Raw genomic sequence first — 17452 nt, forward strand, 5'->3', positions numbered from 1 at the left:
CCTGGTGCTGCTGATGACGGCCTTCAACTGGATGAGCCACGGCACGCAGGACGTCTACCCGACCTTCTTGACGTCGACCGCCAACCACGGCGCCGCCCTGTCCAGCGCGACGGTCAAGTCGATCGTCATCGTCTACAACCTCGGCGCCATCATCGGCGGATTGTTCTTCGGCACGCTGTCGCAGCGATTCAGCCGCCGGTACACGATCATCTTCTGCGCGCTGTTGGCGCTGCCCATCGTTCCGCTGTTCGCCTACTCTCGCGCGGCGGCGATGCTATGCCTCGGCTCGTTCCTCATGCAGTTGTTCGTGCAGGGCGCATGGGGTGTGATTCCCGCCCATCTGACCGAGATGTCACCCGACGCCATCCGCGGCCTCTACCCCGGCGTCACCTATCAGCTCGGAAACCTGCTGGCCGCGTTCAACCTCCCCATCCAGGAACGGCTGGCCGAGTCGCACGGCTATCCGTTTGCCTTGGCGGCGACCATCGTGCCGGTGTTGATCGCCGTGGCGTTCCTGACGCTGATCGGCAAGGACGCCACCGGAATTCGTTTCGGCACCGCCGAAAGCGCCTTCCTGCCGACCGAAGTGACGTGAGTTTGCCACGTCGAGATTGCCGCTATGGCCGTGTCTCGGACGCCGACCACGACCGCGGCGGCAATCTCGGTAATTAGGAGCGGACCGACCCGGGACTGCCGAGCAGGCGCAGCAGCAGGTGCATAGCCACCGTCGTCGAGCGCTCCCGGATGTCCGAGCGGTTGCCGGGCAGCCGCAACGTGCGGGTGTCCCTCCGGCCGTCCGACAGCTCCACCGTGAAACAGACTGTGCCAACCGGCTTTTCGGGAGAGCCACCGCCAGGACCGGCGATTCCGGTGATCGCGACCGCGGTGTCGGCGCCGAAACGGCGTAGCGCCCCGGCCGCCATCGCCGCGGCCACCGGCTCGGACACGGCGCCGTGGGCCGCGATCAGCGCCGGATCGACGCCCAGCAGATCCGCCTTCGCGTCGTTCGAATAGGCCACCACCCCGCCGACCACATACTCCGACGACCCGGGCCGGTCGGTCAGTCGCGCCGCCACCAGGCCCGCGGTGCAGGATTCGGCCGTCGCGATCCGACGACCGGCCAGCGCCCGGCCAACCAGATCGTCCACGGTGGAACCATCTTCGGAGAACAGCTGCTGTGCGTGGCGGTCACGCACCAGTTGGATCAGCTTCGCGTAACTGGCGGCGGCGTCCGGCTCGTAGCGCGTGACCATCTCGACTTCACCCCGCCGCAAGCAGGTGGTGATCTCGAGTGACTCGAAGCCGGGCACCGAAGCCTCGGCGTCGCGCAGCGTCTCGGCCAGGCCCGACTCGGGCAGCCCGAACATTCGCACGGTCTCCTGCCGATAAAGCGTCCGGCCGGCGATCGCCTGCTGGGCGGCGGGCGTCTCGATGGCCCGGTGCCACATCGGCTGCAGCTCGCGCGGCGGACCTGGAAGCACGACGACCGTCGGCGTGCCGGGCACCACCACACCGGGAGCGGTGCCGACCGGGTCGAGCACCTGCGATCCCGCCGGAATCATCGCCTGCTTGCGGTTGGCGGCGCGCACCGCCTCGAAGTCCACGCCCTCGAAGCGCGCCATCAGCTTCTTGAGGATGTTCGCGATCTTGTTCTCGGTCTCGTCGTCCAACACCAGCTCGCGATTGCAGAACCGCGCCACCACCTCCACGGTCATGTCGTCGGCCGTGGGTCCAAGTCCACCGCTGGTGACGATCAGATCCATGCCCTGGTCCGCCATGAAGCGCAGCTGCGCCTCGATGTCTTCCGGGCGGTCGCCGCAGATCGTGATGTGCGCCAGCTCGACGCCCAGCTCCAGCAGGCGGTCGGCGATCCAGGGTCCGTTCGCGTCCTGGACGCGCCCGGTGAGAACTTCGGTTCCGGTGACGACGATTCCTGCGCGTGCGCTCACCGCCATGAGCCTACTGGCACGGCTGAGAGGCCGACTTGACCAAGCTCGAACTTGACGCGGCCGGCCGCGCGTTCCGCGACGCCGTGGGCGGCTAGCCCTCTTCGAGGTAACGCTCGACGGAGGCGACCTTCTGCGTCATCGCGTCGCTGACACCGGCCCGCCAGTCCGCCTTGATCACGGTGCTGACCCGCGGCGCGCGGGCGGCCACCGCCTCGACCGCTCGCTGCACGACCGCCATGACTTCGTCCCAGCTTTCGCCCTCGATCACGGTGAACATCGAGTCCGTCTTGTTGGGCAGGCCGGAATCGCGCACCACCCGAACCGCTTCGGCGACGATCTCGCCGACCGCCTCCCCCACTCCCATGGGCGTGACGGAGAACGCGACGAGCACAGACACCCCACAAGCGTATCGAGCAGGCCTGGCAGCATCGAGGCCCATGCGGGTTTTGGTGCAGCGGGTCGCCTCGGCGACGGTGTCGGTCGGCGGCAAAGTAGTGGGCGCCATCCGGCCCGCCGGTCAGGGCTTGCTGGCCTTTGTCGGTGTCACGCACGACGACGATCCCGATAAGGCGCGACGGCTCGCCGAAAAGCTCTGGTATCTACGCATTCTCGCCGACGAACGCTCGGCTGCCGACGTCAACGCGCCGATCTTGGTCGTCAGCCAGTTCACCCTGTACGCCGACACTGCCAAGGGCCGACGACCGTCCTGGAATGCGGCCGCCCCGGGGACGGTCGCCCAACCGCTGGTCGCTTCGTTCGCCGAGGCCTTGCGGCGGCTGGGTGCCGAGGTGCAGACCGGGGTGTTCGGCGCCGACATGCAGGTCGAATTGGTCAATGACGGCCCGGTCACGGTGTTGCTGGAGCTCTGAAGGTACGTTGGACACGTCGATTTCTCGTGACCGATTGTTGACGGGAGGGGCGACTATGAGCGCGACGCCCGAGTTTGGCTCGCTCCGTTCCGACGATGACCATTGGGACATCGTCAGCAGCGTGGGCTACACCGCCTTGCTGGTGGCCGGATGGCGTGCGCTGCATGCCGTGAGCCCGGAGCCGCTGGTCCGGGACGACTACGCCAAGGTCTTCATCGAGGCGTCGCGAGACCCGTATCTGGCGGGGGTGCTCGCCAACCCGGGGACCTCCGAGGACGAGATGGCCTTCCCCCGGCTCTACGGCGTGCAGACCCGGTTCTTCGATGACTTCTTCGTCGCTGCCGGTGCCGCGGGCATCCGGCAGGCCGTGATCGTGGCCGCCGGCCTGGACTCCCGCGCATATCGACTCGAATGGACACAGGGCACAAAGGTTTTCGAGATCGACTTGCCAAAGGTGCTTGAGTTCAAGGCGCATGTGCTCGCCCAGCACGGTGCCAAACCCAAGGCCCCCAGGGTGGAGGTTGCCGCCGATCTGCGCGCCGACTGGTCGAGGGCTTTGGAGGCCGCCGGCTTCGACGTGGAACGACCCAGCGCCTGGTCGGTGGAGGGAGTGCTGCCCTATCTGACCGACGAGGCTCAGAACACACTCTTCACCCGGATCAGCGGACTCAGTGCGCCCGGCAGCCGAATTGCCATCGGCGCGTTGGGGTCTCGTTTGGACCACGACCAGCTGGAGGCCTTGGAGGCAGCGCATCCCGGCGTCAACATGTCCGGGGACGTCGATTTCTCCGCCCTGACCTACGAGCCCCAGACGGACCCCGCGGAACGGCTGGCCGCGCATGGGTGGGTGGTCGAGCCCGTCCGCAACACGCTCGATCTGCAGGCCGGTTACGGGATGACCCCGCCCGACGTCGACGTCAAAATCGACAGTTTCATGCGTTCCCAATACATCACGGCAACGCGATAGAAGGTCTAGGGCCTCAATAGGATTTTCACGTCGTCGCCCGACCGCGACGCCGCGGTCGCGTAGCCCTTGGGGGCTTCCTCCAACGGCAGCGTGGTGGTGAAGATTCCGTCGACGTCGAGCCGCCCGGACTGTAGCAGCGGGATCAATTCCGGCCAGGTGCGCTGCACCGGCGCCGTCGTCATCCGTAGCGTGATGCTGCGGATCAGGCAACCCAGGGCGTTGAGCGGGAACGGATTCATGTCGTGGACACCGACAACCGAGACCGTGCCGCCTGGTCGCACCGCATTGAGTGCATCCGTCAGGGACGCGTCCGTGGCGACGGCATCGATCACCGCGTCGGCGCCGCGGCCCTCGGTGCCGGCGAGGATGGCCTCGACCGCCGGCGCCTTGAGTGGCGTCGCGCCCCACTTGGCGGCCCGATCCAACCGACCCTGCACCTGGTCGACTGCGAAAACGGTTGCGGCGCCTTGAAACAGCGCGCTGCGCAGCGAGCACAGCCCCACGGCGCCCAGGCCGATGACCGCCACGGTGCCGCCGAACGGAATGTCGGCGCGCTGCGCCGCCGCCCAGCCCGTGGCGAGGTTGTCGGTGAGGAGCAGCGCCTGTTCGGTGCTGATGCCTTCCGGCACTTTGAGCAGTTGAAAGTCGGCCGCCGGAACGGCAAGTAGGTCGGCCTGCGCTCCCCCGAGCAGACCGCCGCCGAAGATCTGAAAACCCTTGTGGCACATGACGGGATCGCGGGTGGCGCAGCCGGAGCAGGCTCCGCACCCGGTCACCGAGGACACCATGACGAGGTCGCCCACCTTGACGGTGCGTACCTCCGGCCCCGCGTCCACGACGGTGCCGATCGCTTCGTGGCCGAGCGCAATCGGGTCGGGCATCGGGAAATCGGCCTCGTAGAAGTGCAGGTCGGATCCGCAGATGCCGGCGGCGGCGACCTCGACGATAGCCCCGTCGGGTCCGGGAAGGACGGGATCCGGTCGGGTGTCGACCCGGATGCTGTGGGGCCCGTCGACGACTACCGTTCGCATAGTGGCGTGCTCACTTCCTTTGCCGCACAACAAATCGTGACCAGTCGGGCTCACGCACGGCGGCCCAGTACTCGTTGAGACGCCACGGACTGACGGTGTGGATCTCCCCGTCGGCGTTCTTGAAGTAGGAGTGTTTGACCGCGGGGTGCGCCCACACCATCTTCTTGATCTGGGTCTGCGTCCGGTCATGCCATTCGGTGGCGGCGTCGGGTTTCGGCTCCAGCGAATGCACCCCTGGGTCGGCCAGCCGCGCCAGGCACTGGTCGATGTAGCGCATCTGCAACTCGGACTGAAAGATCAGGCTGCCGCCGTGGGCGAGGTGCGTTCCGGGCCCGTAGATGATGAACAGGTTGGGGACCTTCGGAACGGTGATGCCCAGGTAGGCGTACGGCCGGCTCCCCCACATCTCGCGCAGGTCGACCCCGTCGCGCCCGGTGATCTTCAGCGGCCACAGCACGTCGGTGTGCCGGAAACCGGTGGCGTACACGATGACGTCGACGTCATGCGCCACACCGTCTTCGGTGACGATGCCGCGTGGGGTGATCCGCCGAATTGGCGTGCGCACCAGTTCGACGTTGTCTCGCTGCAGTGTTTGCAGCCAGCTGCCGTTGTCCTGCAGGGTCCGTTTGCCGCAGGCGGGATAGTCGGGCATCACCTTGGCCAGCAGGTCGTGTCCTTCGCCGATCTGGCTGGTGATCCACTGGGAGAACATCATTTGGGCGGCGGCGTTGATGTCGCTGACGGCATGCTCCTGGTCGGCGTAGTCCGGGTCGCCTTCCGCGGCGTCGAGTCCCTTGTCGGATCCCGGCCAGAGGACGAGAAAGCGGTACCACCGCCCGTAGAACGGCAGGTGGCGCATGGCCCAGCGCATGCCGTCGCCGACCTCGTCGTGATACATCGGGTTGGGGAACATCCACTGCGCGGTCCGCTGAAAGACGGTGAGGTGCTCGACATCCGGGGCGATGGCTGGTGCGATCTGGAAACCGCTGGCCCCGGCGCCGACGAGCGCGACGCGCTTCCCGCGGATGTCGACGGAGTGGTCCCAGGCCGCCGAATGGAACGACGGGCCCGCGAAGCTCTCGGCGCCGTCGAAGTCGGGAATGTTGGGCCGGTTCAACTGACCGACCGCCGTGATCAGGGCACGGGCGCGCACCGTGCGCGTCTGGCCTTCGGCGCCACACAGCCGGATGCTCCAGGTGGCGTCTTCGTCGACCCATTCGGCGGCCACAACCTCGGTATTCCACAGCACGTGCTCGGCCAGGTCGTGCTTCGCCATGACCTGCGTGAAGTAGTCCTGCAGCTCGTGCTGTTCGGCGAAGAAATGGGTCCAGTCGTTGTTGGGTTCGAAACTGTAGCAATAGAAGTGGTTGGCCACGTCGACGCGGGCACCGGGATAGCTGTTCTCCCACCAGGTTCCGCCCGGGCCGGGGTTTTTCTCCACGATGGTGAAGGGAATGTTGGCCTGCTTGAGCCGGATTCCGGCCAGGATGCCCGATTCACCGCACCCGACGACGAGGACCGGGATGTCGGCCGCGCTCTCGGTCGGCAGGGCATGCGGGCGGCGGGGATCGACCCCGTCGAGGTCCATCTCTTCCAGCACCAGGGGCAGGTAGTCGTCGGTCACGTGCTCGCAGGCCGCCCAGTCCATCATTTCGCGAATGAGATCGAGGCTCAGGGGCTCCGGTTCGGGGCAACCGCGGTCCCGATACTCGGTGATCACCGGCAGGGCGACCGCGCGGGCCCGCGCCTTGTCCTCCTCGGACATGAAGCCCTGGATTTCGTTGAGAAAGACGCCCATCTGCTTGAAGTCGCGGATGAAGCGCGGGTCGCCGGTGATGTGCACGAGCGAAAGCAACAGCGTCGGGATGCTGACATCCGCGAGGGCGGCCTCGATCTCCGCCGTGGAGGTGGTGAAGGGATCGCCGGCATAGGCGCTGCGCATCGAGTGTGGGTCCTCTCGGTGAACGGCTGCCAATTACGCTACCAGCCGTGTCGTAATTGGCAGCACCACGCTACCCGCTGGCGACGCGGTGGATCAATAGCCCGCTACGGCGCGTCACCAGCTTGGGAATGCCCAAGGATGTGCGAGACGATCTCGCGTAGCGCGGCGTCGTCCGCCGCAATGCCGACGTAAATCACTCGAAATTCGAATCTCGCGTCAGGCCCACTGACAACTTTTGGGGCACCATTTCCTGACGCCGCTCTTGTGCCGCTGCGAAACAATGGGTTGACGTCGACGAGTGCTCCCGGTGAGCCGGAGATGGAGGAGCGTCATGGCCTCGTTGCTCACGGCCTGCGGCGGATTCCTGTTGGCCGTCTTGTGGATGGATCTCATCTTCGACGTACAGGTCCTCCGATTTCGTTCCGCGCCAACCGATCTGCCCGAGGCCGTACTCGCCTCCATCGCGGCTTACTACCATCGCGCGACCACCACGTCGCGCCCGATGGGCCGGCTGATCGCCGCGGTCATGGTGATCCTGCTGGGCGCGTTGACCTACCAGTCCGCGCGCGGGCATGACCCCTGGTGGCTCTTGGTGCTGTCGGCCATCCTTGCGGGGAGCCCGACCATGCTGGCGTTGACGCAAACGGTTCCCGACGCGGTGCGGCTCGGCCGGCGAACGGACGGTCCACCCGAGCAGACCCGCCTGGCGCGGTCCGTCTGTCGGGATCACCTCGTGTGCGCTGGCTGCATGTTCGCGTTTCTGGTGCTGTGGATCGCGCGCAGCGCGGCACTTTGAGCGGCCGACGGGCCGTAGTGGCAAAACGCAGGTCAGGACCCGCTGGCCACGTCAATGCGGTCCGTACTAAACTAGAACACGTTTCAATTTGTTTGCGTCGGTTCCGCGCCCCACAGGAGTAGGCATGCACACCGCCATCTGCGATGAGCTTGGTATCGAGTTTCCGATCTTCGCGTTCACCCACTGTCGTGATGTCGTGGTCGCGGTCAGCAAGGCCGGCGGTTTCGGCGTGCTCGGCGCGGTCGGCTTCACCCCCGAGCAGCTCGAGATCGAGCTCAACTGGATCGACGAGAACATCGGCGACCACCCGTACGGCGTCGACATCGTCATCCCGAACAAGTACGAGGGCATGGATTCGCACCTGTCCGCCGAGGAGCTTGCCGACACGCTGCGCAAGATGGTGCCCCAGGAGCACCTCGACTTCGGCAAGAAGATCCTGGCCGACCATGGCGTGCCGATCGAGGACAGCGACGGCGACAGCCTGCAGCTGCTCGGCTGGACCGAGGCGACCGCCACGCCCCAGGTCGAGGTGGCGCTCAAGCACCCGAAGGTGAAGATGATCGCCAACGCCCTGGGCACTCCCCCGGCCGACATGATCAAGCACATCCACGAGGCGGGACTCAAGGTGGCCGCGCTGTGCGGGTCGCCGTCGCAGGCGCGCAAGCACGCGGACGCGGGCGTCGACATCATCATCGCCCAGGGCGGCGAGGCCGGTGGGCACTGCGGCGAGGTGGGCTCGATCGTCTTGTGGCCGCAGGTGGTCAAGGAGGTCGCCCCGGTGCCGGTGCTCGCGGCCGGTGGCATCGGCAGCGGCCAGCAGATCGCGGCGGCCCTTGCGCTGGGTGCCCAAGGAGCGTGGACGGGCTCGCAATGGCTGATGGTCGAGGAATCCTCGAACACACCGGTTCAGCAACAGGCGTACGTCAAGGCGGGTAGCCGGGACACCGTCCGCAGCCGGTCGTTCACCGGCAAGCCGGCCCGCATGTTGCGCAACGACTGGACCGAGGCGTGGGAGGCGCCGGAGAACCCGAAGCCGCTCGGAATGCCGCTGCAGTACATGGTTTCCGGGATGGCGGTGCGGGCCACGAACCGGTACCCGAACGAGAGCGTGGACGTCGCGTTCAACCCGGTCGGTCAGGTTGTCGGCCAGTTCACCAAGGTGGAGAAGACGGCGACGGTCATCGAGCGCTGGGTGCAGGAGTACCTGGAAGCGACGAACAGGCTGGACGAGCTGAACGAGGCTGCTTCCTCCGTCTGACGGCGGAGCTAGACCTCGTCGTCGAGCTCGTCGCGGCCGCTGAACATCTCCCTCGTCCGGTCCACCGCGTACGTGCCGATCTCGATCGAGTTCTGGACGATGCCGCTGACACCGCCGGAGATGTCTCCCCGGATGATGTCGCTACCGTGTTCGACGATGTCGGAGGCCTTCTCGACCGCGTTGGTCGCGATGTCCTTGGCCGCGTCGACCGCATCTTTCGGGCTGAAGCCCATCTCGAGTCTCCTCTCGTCGCGGGACAGTTGGCTATGACTCTAGACCGGGCGCAGTAACTAGTAGTTGACCAAGGTGCGCCAATAGGATTCGGGGATCTCGGCCCCGGAGCGCAATAGCCGGGCCAGCCCGACGGCCATCGCGATGCCCAGCAGGCCGAGCCAGAGTCCGGCCAGGCCGATGATCGCACAGAGCACGGCGGTGACGACGGGCCACGGCGAGAGCACCGCGAGGACAGGTGCGAAAAAGAAGCCCGTCCCGATGTACCACGCCGAGCCGGCACGATCCGACGCGAGGACGAACCGCAGCCAACGCGGGATCGGAGGTGCGCCGACCTGACCGTCGTCCATGGCTCAGCCGCTCACTCGGACGGAGGGAAGAATCCCGCCCCGGTGAACCATCCCTCTTGCCAGCCCCGCTCGCCCAGGCACAGCATCGGCAGCCCGCGATCCGACTGCGCCGCGGCTTGCGGCCCAGGGCACTTCGCGCCCGCCTGCTGCACCCCGTACAGCGGATAGGAGATGACCCAGTATCCGGTGGTGGCCGCCGGGAACTGGTTGGGCGGAGGGAAGTGGCACGCCTCCGCCTGGCCGCTCGGGCCGCGGCCGAAGATGAAGCGCTCATAGTTGTCGCACGGCGCGCCCAACGACGCCTGATAGTTCATCCCCGGCACATCGCCGTCGTATCCGGCTGCCGCGCACGGCGCCACGCCAATCGCAATGCCCGCTATAGAAGCGGCGCTGAGCAGTTCCCGAATCATCTTCCACCCCGCCTGTCGTCGCCGGTGACCTGCACCAAAGCATATCCATCGGGCCGTCGCTCACAAGACCGTATCGCCGGTCCGAATGCGAAACGAGGAACACGTTCCAATTTGCCCCCGGCGATCTTGCGTCAATGCTTCCCAACCGTGGTGCGGCAATGGTTTATTTGCACAAAGACGACTAGACCACTTCGTCACCGAGGAGCGGGCCATGCCAACCGTCGAGCCAACCGCCAAGCCGGTTCCCAATCTCCCTCCCGGATTCGACTTCACCGATCCGGACATCCACGCCGAGCGACTGCCGGTGGAGGAACTGGCTGAACTGCGACGGACCGCGCCAATCTGGTGGAACGAGCAGCCCCTCGGGGCCGGCGGGTTCGACGACGGCGGCTTCTGGGTGGTGTCCAAGCACAAGGACGTCAAAGAGGTGTCGCTGCGCAGCGACGTCTTCTCCAGCCTGCAGAAGACGGCGCTGCCGCGCTACAAGGACGGCACGGTCGGCGAGCAGGTCGAGCGCGGCAAGTTCGTCCTGCTGAACATGGATGCGCCGCAACACACCCGACTGCGCAAGATCATCTCCCGGGCCTTCACTCCCCGGGCCATCGAGCGCCTGCGCGGCGATCTCGCCGAGCGCGCGCGGCGCATCGTCGAGGAGGCGGCCGCGCAGGGTCGCGGTGACTTCGTCGAGCAGGTGTCGTGTGAGCTGCCGTTGCAGGCCATCGCCGGGTTGATGGGTGTGCCACAGGAAGAACGCAAGAAGCTCTTCCACTGGTCCAATGAGATGGTCGGCGACCAGGACCCCGAGTTCGCCAACAACGACGCCATCACCGCTTCCGTCGAACTCATCATGTACGGCATGCAGATGGCGGCGGACCGGGCGAAAAACCCGGGGGAAGACCTCGTCACCAAGCTGGTCCAGGCCGACATCGACGGGCACAAGCTTTCCGACGACGAGTTCGGTTTCTTCGTCATCCTGCTGGCCGTGGCCGGCAACGAGACCACCCGCAACTCCATCACGCAGGGAATGATGGCCTTCACCGACTTCCCCGATCAGTGGGAGCTGTACAAGAGGGAGCGCCCCGCCACCGCTGCCGACGAAATCGTCCGCTGGGCAACCCCGGTGACGTCCTTCCAGCGCACCGCGCTGGAGGACTACGAACTCTCTGGCGTGCAGATCAAGAAGGGCCAGCGGGTGGTGATGGTCTACCGCTCGGCCAATTTCGACGAGGACGTCTTCGATGACCCGTTCACCTTCAACATCCTGCGCGACCCCAACCCGCACGTGGGGTTTGGCGGCACCGGCGCGCATTACTGCATCGGGGCGAACCTGGCGCGGATGACCATAGACCTGATGTTCAACGCGATCGCCGACGGCATCCCGAACCTGGAATCGATCGGGAAGCCCGAACGGCTACGGTCGGGCTGGCTCAACGGGATCAAGCACTGGCAGGTCGACTACCACACCGACGGCGCGAAATCCCCTGCCGCGCAGTAGCCTCAACCGCATGGCAACCCATCGAGCAGTTCATGTGAAGTCGGCCGGGGCACCGTTGGAACTGGTCGATGTCGAAACCAAGCCACCGGGACGTGACGAGGCGCGGATAACCGTCACCGCATGTGGAATCTGCGGCACGGACGCACACTTTGTCGCAGGCGGCTTCCCGGGCATGACATGGCCGTTGACTCCCGGGCACGAAATCGCCGGGACGATCGCGGAACTAGGGGCGGGCGTCGAGGGTTTCGCCGTCGGCGATCGTGTCGCGGTCGGGTGGTTCGGCGGGTGCTGCTACCACTGCGATGAATGCCGGAAAGGCCACTTCATTCATTGCGAGAACGGGAAGGTGCCGAGTTACCAATATCCGGGCGGGTACGCGGAATCGGTGACCGTCCCGGCGAGTGCGCTCGCCCGCATACCGGAAGGGCTGTCCGACGCGGAGGCCGCGCCGATGGGTTGCGCCGGCGTTACCACCTACAACGCCTTGCGCCATACCAAGGCGGTGCCCGGCGACCGGGTCGCCATCCTCGGTGTCGGCGGCCTCGGCCACCTCGGGGTGCAGTTCGCCCGGGCGATGGGGTTCGAGACCATCGCCATCGCTCGGGGCAGCGGCAAAGAGGAGGATGCCCGGAAGTTGGGCGCCCACCATTACATCGACTCCACCGCCGCCGATCCCGCAGAAGCGCTGAAGGCACTGGGCGGGGCGGCGGTCGTGTTGGCGACCGCGGGCAACTCGCCGGCGATGGCCGCAACGGTTGGCGGGATATCGCCGCAAGGCGAGCTGGTGACCATCGGCGTCACGCCCGAACCGTTGCCGATCAGCCCCATCCAACTGATCACACCGGGGATCAGCATCGTCGGTCATCCTTCCGGCACGGCGAAAGACGTTGAAGACACGATGCATTTCGCCGTGCTGTCCGGGGTGCGGGCGTGGGTCGAGGAGCTACCGCTGTCCCAAGCCGCGGACGGATACGCGGCGTTGGAGCAAGGGCGCGCGCACTACCGCACAGTGCTGACGATGTGATTACAGTCGGCCTATGACCGACGAGTGGAGCTTGGACGCAGCCGACGGCGAGTTACTTCTTGGCACCGGCGTTCGCGGGCGAGCCGCGCGAATGGGCCACCGTCTCACCATCGCCATGACCCGCTGGCATGCCACCGTGGGCTGGGCCGGCTCGGAGCCCGCCACCGTGGAGCTTGTGGTCGAAACGGATTCCTTCGAGGTGTTACGCGGCGAGGGCGGCGTGAAGGGATTGTCAGGACCCGAGAAGGTTTTGGTGCGGTCCAACGCCTTGAAGTCGTTGGACGCCGGCCGTTTTCCCGAGATCCGTTTCCTCGCACGGGACATCGGCAAGACCGACGACGGGTACCGCCTCACCGGTCAACTCGACATTCGGGGAAAGTCGCGGGGTCACGTAATCGACTTGCGCACAGAGGATCTCGGGGACGCTTGGCGTATGTCCACCGAGTCAACGGTCCGACAGACCGACTACGGCATCAAGCCGTACTCATTGCTGATGGGTTCGGTCCAGGTCGCCGACGACGTTTCGGTGTCCTTCTCCGCGGTTCACGCGAAAAACGCCTGAGCGCCTTTTCCCGCGCCGACGTCAGGGTTGCGGCTGGGAGGGCGCCTGCGAGGCCGAGGCGCCCGTCGCGTCGCCGGTGTCGCCCGGGATGTGTTCGAGCATTCGCGTCAGGTAGGGCTGCCTGCTGTTGGGCTCCGGTTCCGGCCGCTGCTCGTCGGGTGCGGTGGCCTCCGTGATCGGTTCGCCGGCCGGGACTTTCGCCTGCGGGGTCAGCGGCGCGACGACCGGGGGCGGTGCTACGGCCTCGGCGACTTGGGGCGGCGGCGCGTGCTCCGTGTGCCGCGGGACGGGCTCGCTGGCCGGGGCCAGTTGAAGGCCCACCGCCAGCGATATCGAGGAGACAAAGGTGACCACACCGGCGGCCAGAGTGGTCACGGCCCCGGCGTACGACAGCTTTCGCGGCGCCGGCGGCGCGGCGACGGGTGCACTGGGGTGCACCACCAGCTGGTCGTCGGTGAACTCGGTGCTTCGGGCGGCGGTCAGCGCAGCGCCCCGCGCGATGGTCACCTGCGCCATCGCTTGCACGAATACCGGCACCGGCAGGGTCTTTTCGAGCTGCCATGACAGGCCGTCGATGTCGCTGTGCGCGCCGATGACCACCACCCCAGCGGGCTGCCAGCCATTGCGGTCGAACATGCCGGTCAACCAGCGAGTCAGGCCGTCGAAACCGCCGCGCACCTGCTTGGTCGCCGTCTGCGTTTCCCCGTCGCGGGTATCGACCATGACGACGGTCGTCGAGTCGTGTTCGAGGAGACAGACCGCGGTCTGTTCATAGCCGATGACCGGCGCGATGGCCCGCGCCAGTGTCTCGACGGCGTCGAGTTGCCGGACCGGCACGACGTTGTCGAAGCCACCGTCGGTCAGCGCTTCCAGCAGCAACGCGGCGTGGGCCGCCGCGTCGTCGTTCCACGTCACCCCGATGACCCGCAGTCGATGGTCGCTGGCGGCCGCCTGCGCTTCGACCCGTGCGATCTCGTCCGCTACTTGCTCCGCGGTACTCACGGCGCGGCCGCCGCGACCGGCGTCCAGCACCAGCTCCTGATGATCCAGGATGGTGCCGTCCGCGCCGTGCCCTTCAGCGAGGACCCACCCAACGGCGGTCGGCGTCACTGATAGCCCAAGTACCGTGTCCAAACTCATGCCCCAATCGGTCCCGGGCCTCCGACACCCTCAGCGGCACCCGCGCACGCCAGGAAACCCCTGGTCAGTTGGGTCGTAAGGGCCGGAACGGACCGAGATAACGTGGTCTCCATCGGCTTGCTCCGTGAGAGCCTACGCGGTCGACACAAGTCCGGTTGCCCCGGTTCGATCTCGCCGGACAATCAGCCCGTCGGTAACCAATCGATGCGCCCACAGGACGCGCAGGTGGGAGAAGGGCCGCCGGCGCCGGGAATCCATGGCTTCCTCGGGCGGCGATAAACGTCTTGCGGGTACCGAATCGACCTTTTCGGCGGCGGTTCGGCGTCGCCGCGCCGCTCGACGTCATGGCGGGACCGAAAATGGCGGCTTTGCGCATTACGGCCTACCCCGCCCCGGACCTCGCTGCCAGGCGTTTTGCTGGGACGAGTCGCGAAAACCCGGTCCGGGCCAACCGAGGCCAAGGTTGCGGCGGTCTTATCCCGGGACCGCAATTCGGCGGGAAATTCCGATACCAAACTGAGACATCCCCGCGTCCCGATCGACATTCGGGCTATTCGCACGGTAAATTCCTGCCTGAGACGACGGTCACATACGACAAGGGGCAGGTATGACAGATCTGAGCGAGATGGTCCGGGCCTGGGGGCGCCGGCTTTTAGTCGGTGCGGCAGCGGCCGTTACCCTCCCGGGGCTGATCGGTCTTGCCGGCGGCGCACCGACCGCGGGAGCGTTCTCGCGCCCGGGCCTGCCGGTTGAATACCTGCAGGTGCCGTCGGCGGGGATGGGCCGCAACATCAAGGTTCAGTTCCAAAGCGGCGGCAACAACTCCCCCGCGGTCTATCTGCTCGACGGGTTGCGCGCCCAGGACGACTACAACGGCTGGGACATCAACACGCCGGCGTTCGAGTGGTACTACCAGTCGGGCCTGTCGATCGTCATGCCCGTCGGTGGTCAGTCCAGCTTCTACAGCGACTGGTACAGCCCGGCCTGCGGCAAGGCCGGCTGCTCCACCTATAAATGGGAAACGTTCCTGACCAGTGAGCTTCCCCAGTACCTGGCCTCCAACAAGAGCGTCAAGTCCACGGGCAGCGCCGCGGTCGGCATCTCGATGGCCGGCTCGTCGGCACTGATCCTGGCCGCCTACCACCCCAACCAGTTCATCTACGCCGGTTCGCTGTCGGCCCTGATGGATCCGTCGCAGGGCATGGGCCCGTCCCTGATCGGCCTCGCGATGGGTGACGCCGGCGGTTACAAGGCGAGCGACATGTGGGGCCCGTCGAGCGACCCCGCGTGGCAGCGCAACGACCCCACGCTGCAGATCCCCAAGCTGGTCGGCAACAACACCCGCCTGTGGATCTACTGCGGTAACGGCACGCCGTCGGAGTTGGGCGGGGCGAACATGCCCGCCGAGTTCCTGGAGAACTTCGTGCGCAGCAGCAACCTGAAGTTCCAGGACCAGTACAACGCGGCCGGTGGGCACAACGCGGTGTTCAACTTCAACGCCAATGGCACACACAGCTGGGAGTACTGGGGAGCCCAGCTCAACGCCATGAAGCCGGACCTGCAGGGCACCCTTGGTGCCACCGCCGGCGGCGGCGGATAGCCTCACCTGCCCCGAGGTCGCTACTGCGCCCGACGACGACGCCGTCGGGCGCAGTAGTGCGTCATGGACCCCGTTTGGCGTCGGCCGATCAACGCGGCGCGGCGAATTGGTTGGTGATATCCGTCCAAGCCGTCGCGTCCCTGCGGTGATCGTTCATGTTGCGGCACTGGCCGTAGACGCGTAGGACACCCAGGTGCGGTTCGTCGTCGTGGCGGTAGACGATCACCGTGACGCCATCCTTGGTGAGTGTCTTCGCGAACGCGTGATTGTTGGGTGGTAGGCCCTCGGCCCAGCCGTCGCCGGCCAGCGTGGTGGCAATCCGGGTGATATACGTGTCGGCCGGTGCCGTGGCGGGCACCGAGAATGTCAGATAGATCGAGCCCTGGTACGGCGGGTCGTCCCGGTCTTTGCAGGACATCAGCGCGTAGCCGGCCGAGGAGGCCTGCAGGCCCGCCGCGGTGACGATGTTCTGGGCCGAATTGACGACCTGAGCCTTCGACTGCTCGTCGTTCACCGGGCTGGCGGGATGGTCGATGGCGTCGGCGGGCGTGGAATGCAGCCGATCCACCATGATGAGCGCCGCCCCGAGCAGCAACGGAATCGCCAGCGCGACGGCGATCAGCGCGCGAATCTGCTTCGAGCGCAACGATTTCCCGCGCTTCCCGCCAACGCGGCGCGGGCCGCGACTATCCATGGTCGACGACATCAGCATCTCAGGCTAACTCCGAAATGCGCTCGCATCCGGCGCTGCCGCAGAATCATGTCATGCAGAGCCGGCGCGTCACCCTGGTTACCCGCTGCGCCGGCACGATCGTCGGGCTGGCGATCCTGGTCGCGTCGCCCGCGAGCGCCGACGACGCGAGCCCGCTCACCGAGTTGGTCGACGCCGCCGCGCAGCGGTTACAAATCGCCGAGCCGGTGGCCGCCTACAAGTGGACCACTCGCGGGGCCATCGAAGACCAGGACCGCGTCCGGCAAGAACTCGCGAAAATGGCCGCCCAGGCCTCGGCCCGGCGGATCGACCCCGACTACGTCACCCGGCTGTTCGGCGACCAGATCCGCGCCACGGAGGGCATCGAATACAGCCGGTTCGCGGATTGGAAACTGAATCCTGATGCCGCCCCGGGCCAGTCGGTGGACCTGTCGACGTCGCGGTCGGCGATCGACGACCTCAACCAAACGATGCTGAACCAAGTCGTGGGCAACTGGGACCTGCTGCATTCGCCGGCCTGCGCCGCACAGCTCGACCTCGCCGCAAGCGGCGTTGTCCGCGCGCGCAGCCTCGACGCCCTCTATCGGCGGGCGCTGGCGTTAGCAACTCAGTCATATTGCCAGCAATAATTTAATTTTTCCTCATCGGTTTCTAACACTTTCTTTTTGTTCCGCGATATTGCCGTTTCCGCAGATAGAGGGCATATCTCGCGGCATTTTCGAATGGGTAACGCTTTGGCCACAGCGGCCGAATTCCATGACATGAAAATTCTCTGCAAGCCTCTCGTCAAGTCCCTGGCGGTCGGCGAAAACCCGGTTGGCTACGGCGATTTGCTGCTCTCGGGACGCGGCAGCCGGGTTGCCGACACCGCCGTACCGTTCCCAGGTACCCGGTTTGAATTGGAGTCCACCGTAATTGCCGTTTCCGGTGTTGGCGTGCCAGTTGCCACCGGACTCGCACTGCGCGATCGCGTCCCAGTTCGGGGTGGGCGCGGAGGTGGCTATACCGGTGGACGAAGCTATCGACGCTGCAACGAACCCGCCGACCGCCAGGGACTTGACGAGAGGCTTGCAGAGAATTTTCATGTCATGGAATTCGGCCGCTGTGGCCAAAGCG

Annotated in this window: 20 protein-coding genes; 10 read left to right on the forward strand and 10 right to left on the reverse strand. The window is 66.3% G+C overall.

Annotation, left to right across the window (positions count from 1 at the left end):
* A partial coding sequence (locus A5711_RS04610; RefSeq protein WP_156744783.1) for an MFS transporter occupies positions 1 to 595 on the forward strand: 595 nt, incomplete at its 5' end.
* 73 nt (positions 596 to 668) lie between these two features.
* Here the strand turns inward: A5711_RS04610 and A5711_RS04615 are convergent.
* Both A5711_RS04615 and A5711_RS04620 read right to left on the reverse strand, forming a co-directional pair.
* Positions 669 to 1955, reverse strand: a complete 1287-nt coding sequence (locus tag A5711_RS04615; RefSeq protein WP_067944470.1) for a competence/damage-inducible protein A — start codon at positions 1953 to 1955, stop codon at positions 669 to 671.
* Positions 1956 to 2040: 85 nt separating this feature from the next.
* Positions 2041 to 2346, reverse strand: a complete 306-nt coding sequence (locus A5711_RS04620) for an MTH1187 family thiamine-binding protein (protein ID WP_067944471.1) — start codon at positions 2344 to 2346, stop codon at positions 2041 to 2043.
* A gap of 40 nt (positions 2347 to 2386) precedes the next feature.
* Between A5711_RS04620 and dtd the strand changes: the two genes are divergently transcribed.
* Positions 2387 to 2818, forward strand: a complete 432-nt coding sequence (dtd, locus tag A5711_RS04625; protein ID WP_067944472.1) for a D-aminoacyl-tRNA deacylase — start codon at positions 2387 to 2389, stop codon at positions 2816 to 2818.
* A gap of 55 nt (positions 2819 to 2873) precedes the next feature.
* Positions 2874 to 3785: a class I SAM-dependent methyltransferase gene (locus tag A5711_RS04630; protein WP_067944473.1), complete on the forward strand. Its 912-nt coding sequence runs from the start codon at positions 2874 to 2876 to the stop codon at positions 3783 to 3785.
* Positions 3786 to 3790: 5 nt separating this feature from the next.
* Here the strand turns inward: A5711_RS04630 and A5711_RS04635 are convergent, their stop codons facing one another.
* Positions 3791 to 4816, reverse strand: a complete 1026-nt coding sequence (locus A5711_RS04635; protein ID WP_067944474.1) for an alcohol dehydrogenase catalytic domain-containing protein — start codon at positions 4814 to 4816, stop codon at positions 3791 to 3793.
* Between the two features lie 10 nt (positions 4817 to 4826).
* Positions 4827 to 6758 carry an NAD(P)/FAD-dependent oxidoreductase gene (locus A5711_RS04640; protein ID WP_067944475.1) on the reverse strand — a complete coding sequence of 644 codons (1932 nt, stop codon included), beginning with the start codon at positions 6756 to 6758 and terminating at the stop codon, positions 4827 to 4829.
* A 331-nt stretch (positions 6759 to 7089) separates the two neighbouring features.
* On the opposite strand from A5711_RS04640, the gene A5711_RS04645 reads away from it, so the two are divergent.
* Complete coding sequence (locus tag A5711_RS04645) at positions 7090 to 7554, forward strand: hypothetical protein (protein ID WP_067944476.1); 465 nt, start codon at positions 7090 to 7092, stop codon at positions 7552 to 7554.
* A gap of 124 nt (positions 7555 to 7678) precedes the next feature.
* A complete protein-coding gene (locus tag A5711_RS04650; protein ID WP_067944477.1) occupies positions 7679 to 8812 on the forward strand; it encodes a nitronate monooxygenase in 1134 nt (377 codons plus the stop codon).
* An 8-nt stretch (positions 8813 to 8820) separates the two neighbouring features.
* Here the strand turns inward: A5711_RS04650 and A5711_RS04655 are convergent, their stop codons facing one another.
* Genes A5711_RS04655 through A5711_RS04665 form a run of 3 tightly spaced genes read right to left on the reverse strand, consistent with a single transcriptional unit; the run spans position 8821 to position 9803 of the window.
* Positions 8821 to 9045, reverse strand: a complete 225-nt coding sequence (locus A5711_RS04655; RefSeq protein WP_067944478.1) for a hypothetical protein — start codon at positions 9043 to 9045, stop codon at positions 8821 to 8823.
* A 57-nt stretch (positions 9046 to 9102) separates the two neighbouring features.
* On the reverse strand, positions 9103 to 9393 hold the full coding sequence (locus tag A5711_RS04660; protein ID WP_067944479.1) for a hypothetical protein: 291 nt from the start codon (positions 9391 to 9393) through the stop codon (positions 9103 to 9105).
* Positions 9394 to 9404: 11 nt separating this feature from the next.
* On the reverse strand, positions 9405 to 9803 hold the full coding sequence (locus A5711_RS04665; RefSeq protein ID WP_067944480.1) for a hypothetical protein: 399 nt from the start codon (positions 9801 to 9803) through the stop codon (positions 9405 to 9407).
* 211 nt (positions 9804 to 10014) lie between these two features.
* Between A5711_RS04665 and A5711_RS04670 the strand changes: the two genes are divergently transcribed.
* From A5711_RS04670 to A5711_RS04680, 3 genes are read left to right on the forward strand one after another with little or no spacing between them, the layout of a single operon-like run.
* Positions 10015 to 11298, forward strand: coding sequence for a cytochrome P450 (locus A5711_RS04670; RefSeq protein ID WP_067944481.1), 1284 nt, complete (start codon positions 10015 to 10017; stop codon positions 11296 to 11298).
* Between the two features lie 10 nt (positions 11299 to 11308).
* Positions 11309 to 12322 (forward strand): alcohol dehydrogenase catalytic domain-containing protein, encoded by a 1014-nt coding sequence (locus A5711_RS04675; protein WP_067944482.1) that lies wholly within the window; start codon positions 11309 to 11311, stop codon positions 12320 to 12322.
* Between the two features lie 13 nt (positions 12323 to 12335).
* Positions 12336 to 12884 carry a YceI family protein gene (locus tag A5711_RS04680; RefSeq protein WP_067944483.1) on the forward strand — a complete coding sequence of 183 codons (549 nt, stop codon included), beginning with the start codon at positions 12336 to 12338 and terminating at the stop codon, positions 12882 to 12884.
* Positions 12885 to 12905: 21 nt separating this feature from the next.
* Here the strand turns inward: A5711_RS04680 and A5711_RS04685 are convergent, their stop codons facing one another.
* The gene (locus A5711_RS04685; protein ID WP_067944485.1) at positions 12906 to 14018 is read right to left on the reverse strand and encodes a hypothetical protein; all 1113 of its coding nucleotides are present in this window, start codon (positions 14016 to 14018) and stop codon (positions 12906 to 12908) included.
* 613 nt (positions 14019 to 14631) lie between these two features.
* On the opposite strand from A5711_RS04685, the gene ag85B reads away from it, so the two are divergent.
* Positions 14632 to 15624, forward strand: coding sequence for a diacylglycerol acyltransferase/mycolyltransferase Ag85B (ag85B, locus tag A5711_RS04690; protein ID WP_067944484.1), 993 nt, complete (start codon positions 14632 to 14634; stop codon positions 15622 to 15624).
* A gap of 88 nt (positions 15625 to 15712) precedes the next feature.
* Here ag85B and A5711_RS04695 read toward each other — a convergent pair whose 3' ends face one another.
* Positions 15713 to 16330, reverse strand: a complete 618-nt coding sequence (locus A5711_RS04695; protein WP_197500966.1) for a hypothetical protein — start codon at positions 16328 to 16330, stop codon at positions 15713 to 15715.
* Positions 16331 to 16389: 59 nt separating this feature from the next.
* Here A5711_RS04695 and A5711_RS04700 point away from each other — a divergent pair, with 59 nt between their 5' ends.
* Positions 16390 to 16965 carry a chorismate mutase gene (locus A5711_RS04700; RefSeq protein WP_082975649.1) on the forward strand — a complete coding sequence of 192 codons (576 nt, stop codon included), beginning with the start codon at positions 16390 to 16392 and terminating at the stop codon, positions 16963 to 16965.
* 12 nt (positions 16966 to 16977) lie between these two features.
* On the opposite strand, the gene A5711_RS26015 is transcribed toward A5711_RS04700, so the two are convergent.
* The coding region (locus tag A5711_RS26015; protein WP_369829919.1) for a transglycosylase family protein at positions 16978 to 17452 on the reverse strand (475 nt) is incomplete at its 5' end.

The sequence above is a fragment of the Mycobacterium sp. E2238 genome (assembly GCF_001672665.1).
In the GTDB taxonomy this organism is placed as follows: Bacteria; Actinomycetota; Actinomycetes; order Mycobacteriales; family Mycobacteriaceae; genus Mycobacterium.

Coding starts and splice junctions, on each gene's coding strand:
- A5711_RS04615 (WP_067944470.1), bottom strand. CDS start 1,955: ATGGCGGTGAGCGCACGCGCAGGAATCGTCGTCACCGGAACCGAAGTT.
- dtd (WP_067944472.1), top strand. CDS start 2,387: ATGCGGGTTTTGGTGCAGCGGGTCGCCTCGGCGACGGTGTCGGTCGGC.
- A5711_RS04630 (WP_067944473.1), top strand. CDS start 2,874: ATGAGCGCGACGCCCGAGTTTGGCTCGCTCCGTTCCGACGATGACCAT.
- A5711_RS04635 (WP_067944474.1), bottom strand. CDS start 4,816: ATGCGAACGGTAGTCGTCGACGGGCCCCACAGCATCCGGGTCGACACC.
- A5711_RS04640 (WP_067944475.1), bottom strand. CDS start 6,758: ATGCGCAGCGCCTATGCCGGCGATCCCTTCACCACCTCCACGGCGGAG.
- A5711_RS04645 (WP_067944476.1), top strand. CDS start 7,090: ATGGCCTCGTTGCTCACGGCCTGCGGCGGATTCCTGTTGGCCGTCTTG.
- A5711_RS04650 (WP_067944477.1), top strand. CDS start 7,679: ATGCACACCGCCATCTGCGATGAGCTTGGTATCGAGTTTCCGATCTTC.
- A5711_RS04655 (WP_067944478.1), bottom strand. CDS start 9,045: ATGGGCTTCAGCCCGAAAGATGCGGTCGACGCGGCCAAGGACATCGCG.
- A5711_RS04660 (WP_067944479.1), bottom strand. CDS start 9,393: ATGGACGACGGTCAGGTCGGCGCACCTCCGATCCCGCGTTGGCTGCGG.
- A5711_RS04665 (WP_067944480.1), bottom strand. CDS start 9,803: ATGATTCGGGAACTGCTCAGCGCCGCTTCTATAGCGGGCATTGCGATT.
- A5711_RS04670 (WP_067944481.1), top strand. CDS start 10,015: ATGCCAACCGTCGAGCCAACCGCCAAGCCGGTTCCCAATCTCCCTCCC.
- A5711_RS04675 (WP_067944482.1), top strand. CDS start 11,309: ATGGCAACCCATCGAGCAGTTCATGTGAAGTCGGCCGGGGCACCGTTG.
- A5711_RS04680 (WP_067944483.1), top strand. CDS start 12,336: ATGACCGACGAGTGGAGCTTGGACGCAGCCGACGGCGAGTTACTTCTT.
- ag85B (WP_067944484.1), top strand. CDS start 14,632: ATGACAGATCTGAGCGAGATGGTCCGGGCCTGGGGGCGCCGGCTTTTA.
- A5711_RS04695 (WP_197500966.1), bottom strand. CDS start 16,330: ATGTCGTCGACCATGGATAGTCGCGGCCCGCGCCGCGTTGGCGGGAAG.
- A5711_RS04700 (WP_082975649.1), top strand. CDS start 16,390: ATGCAGAGCCGGCGCGTCACCCTGGTTACCCGCTGCGCCGGCACGATC.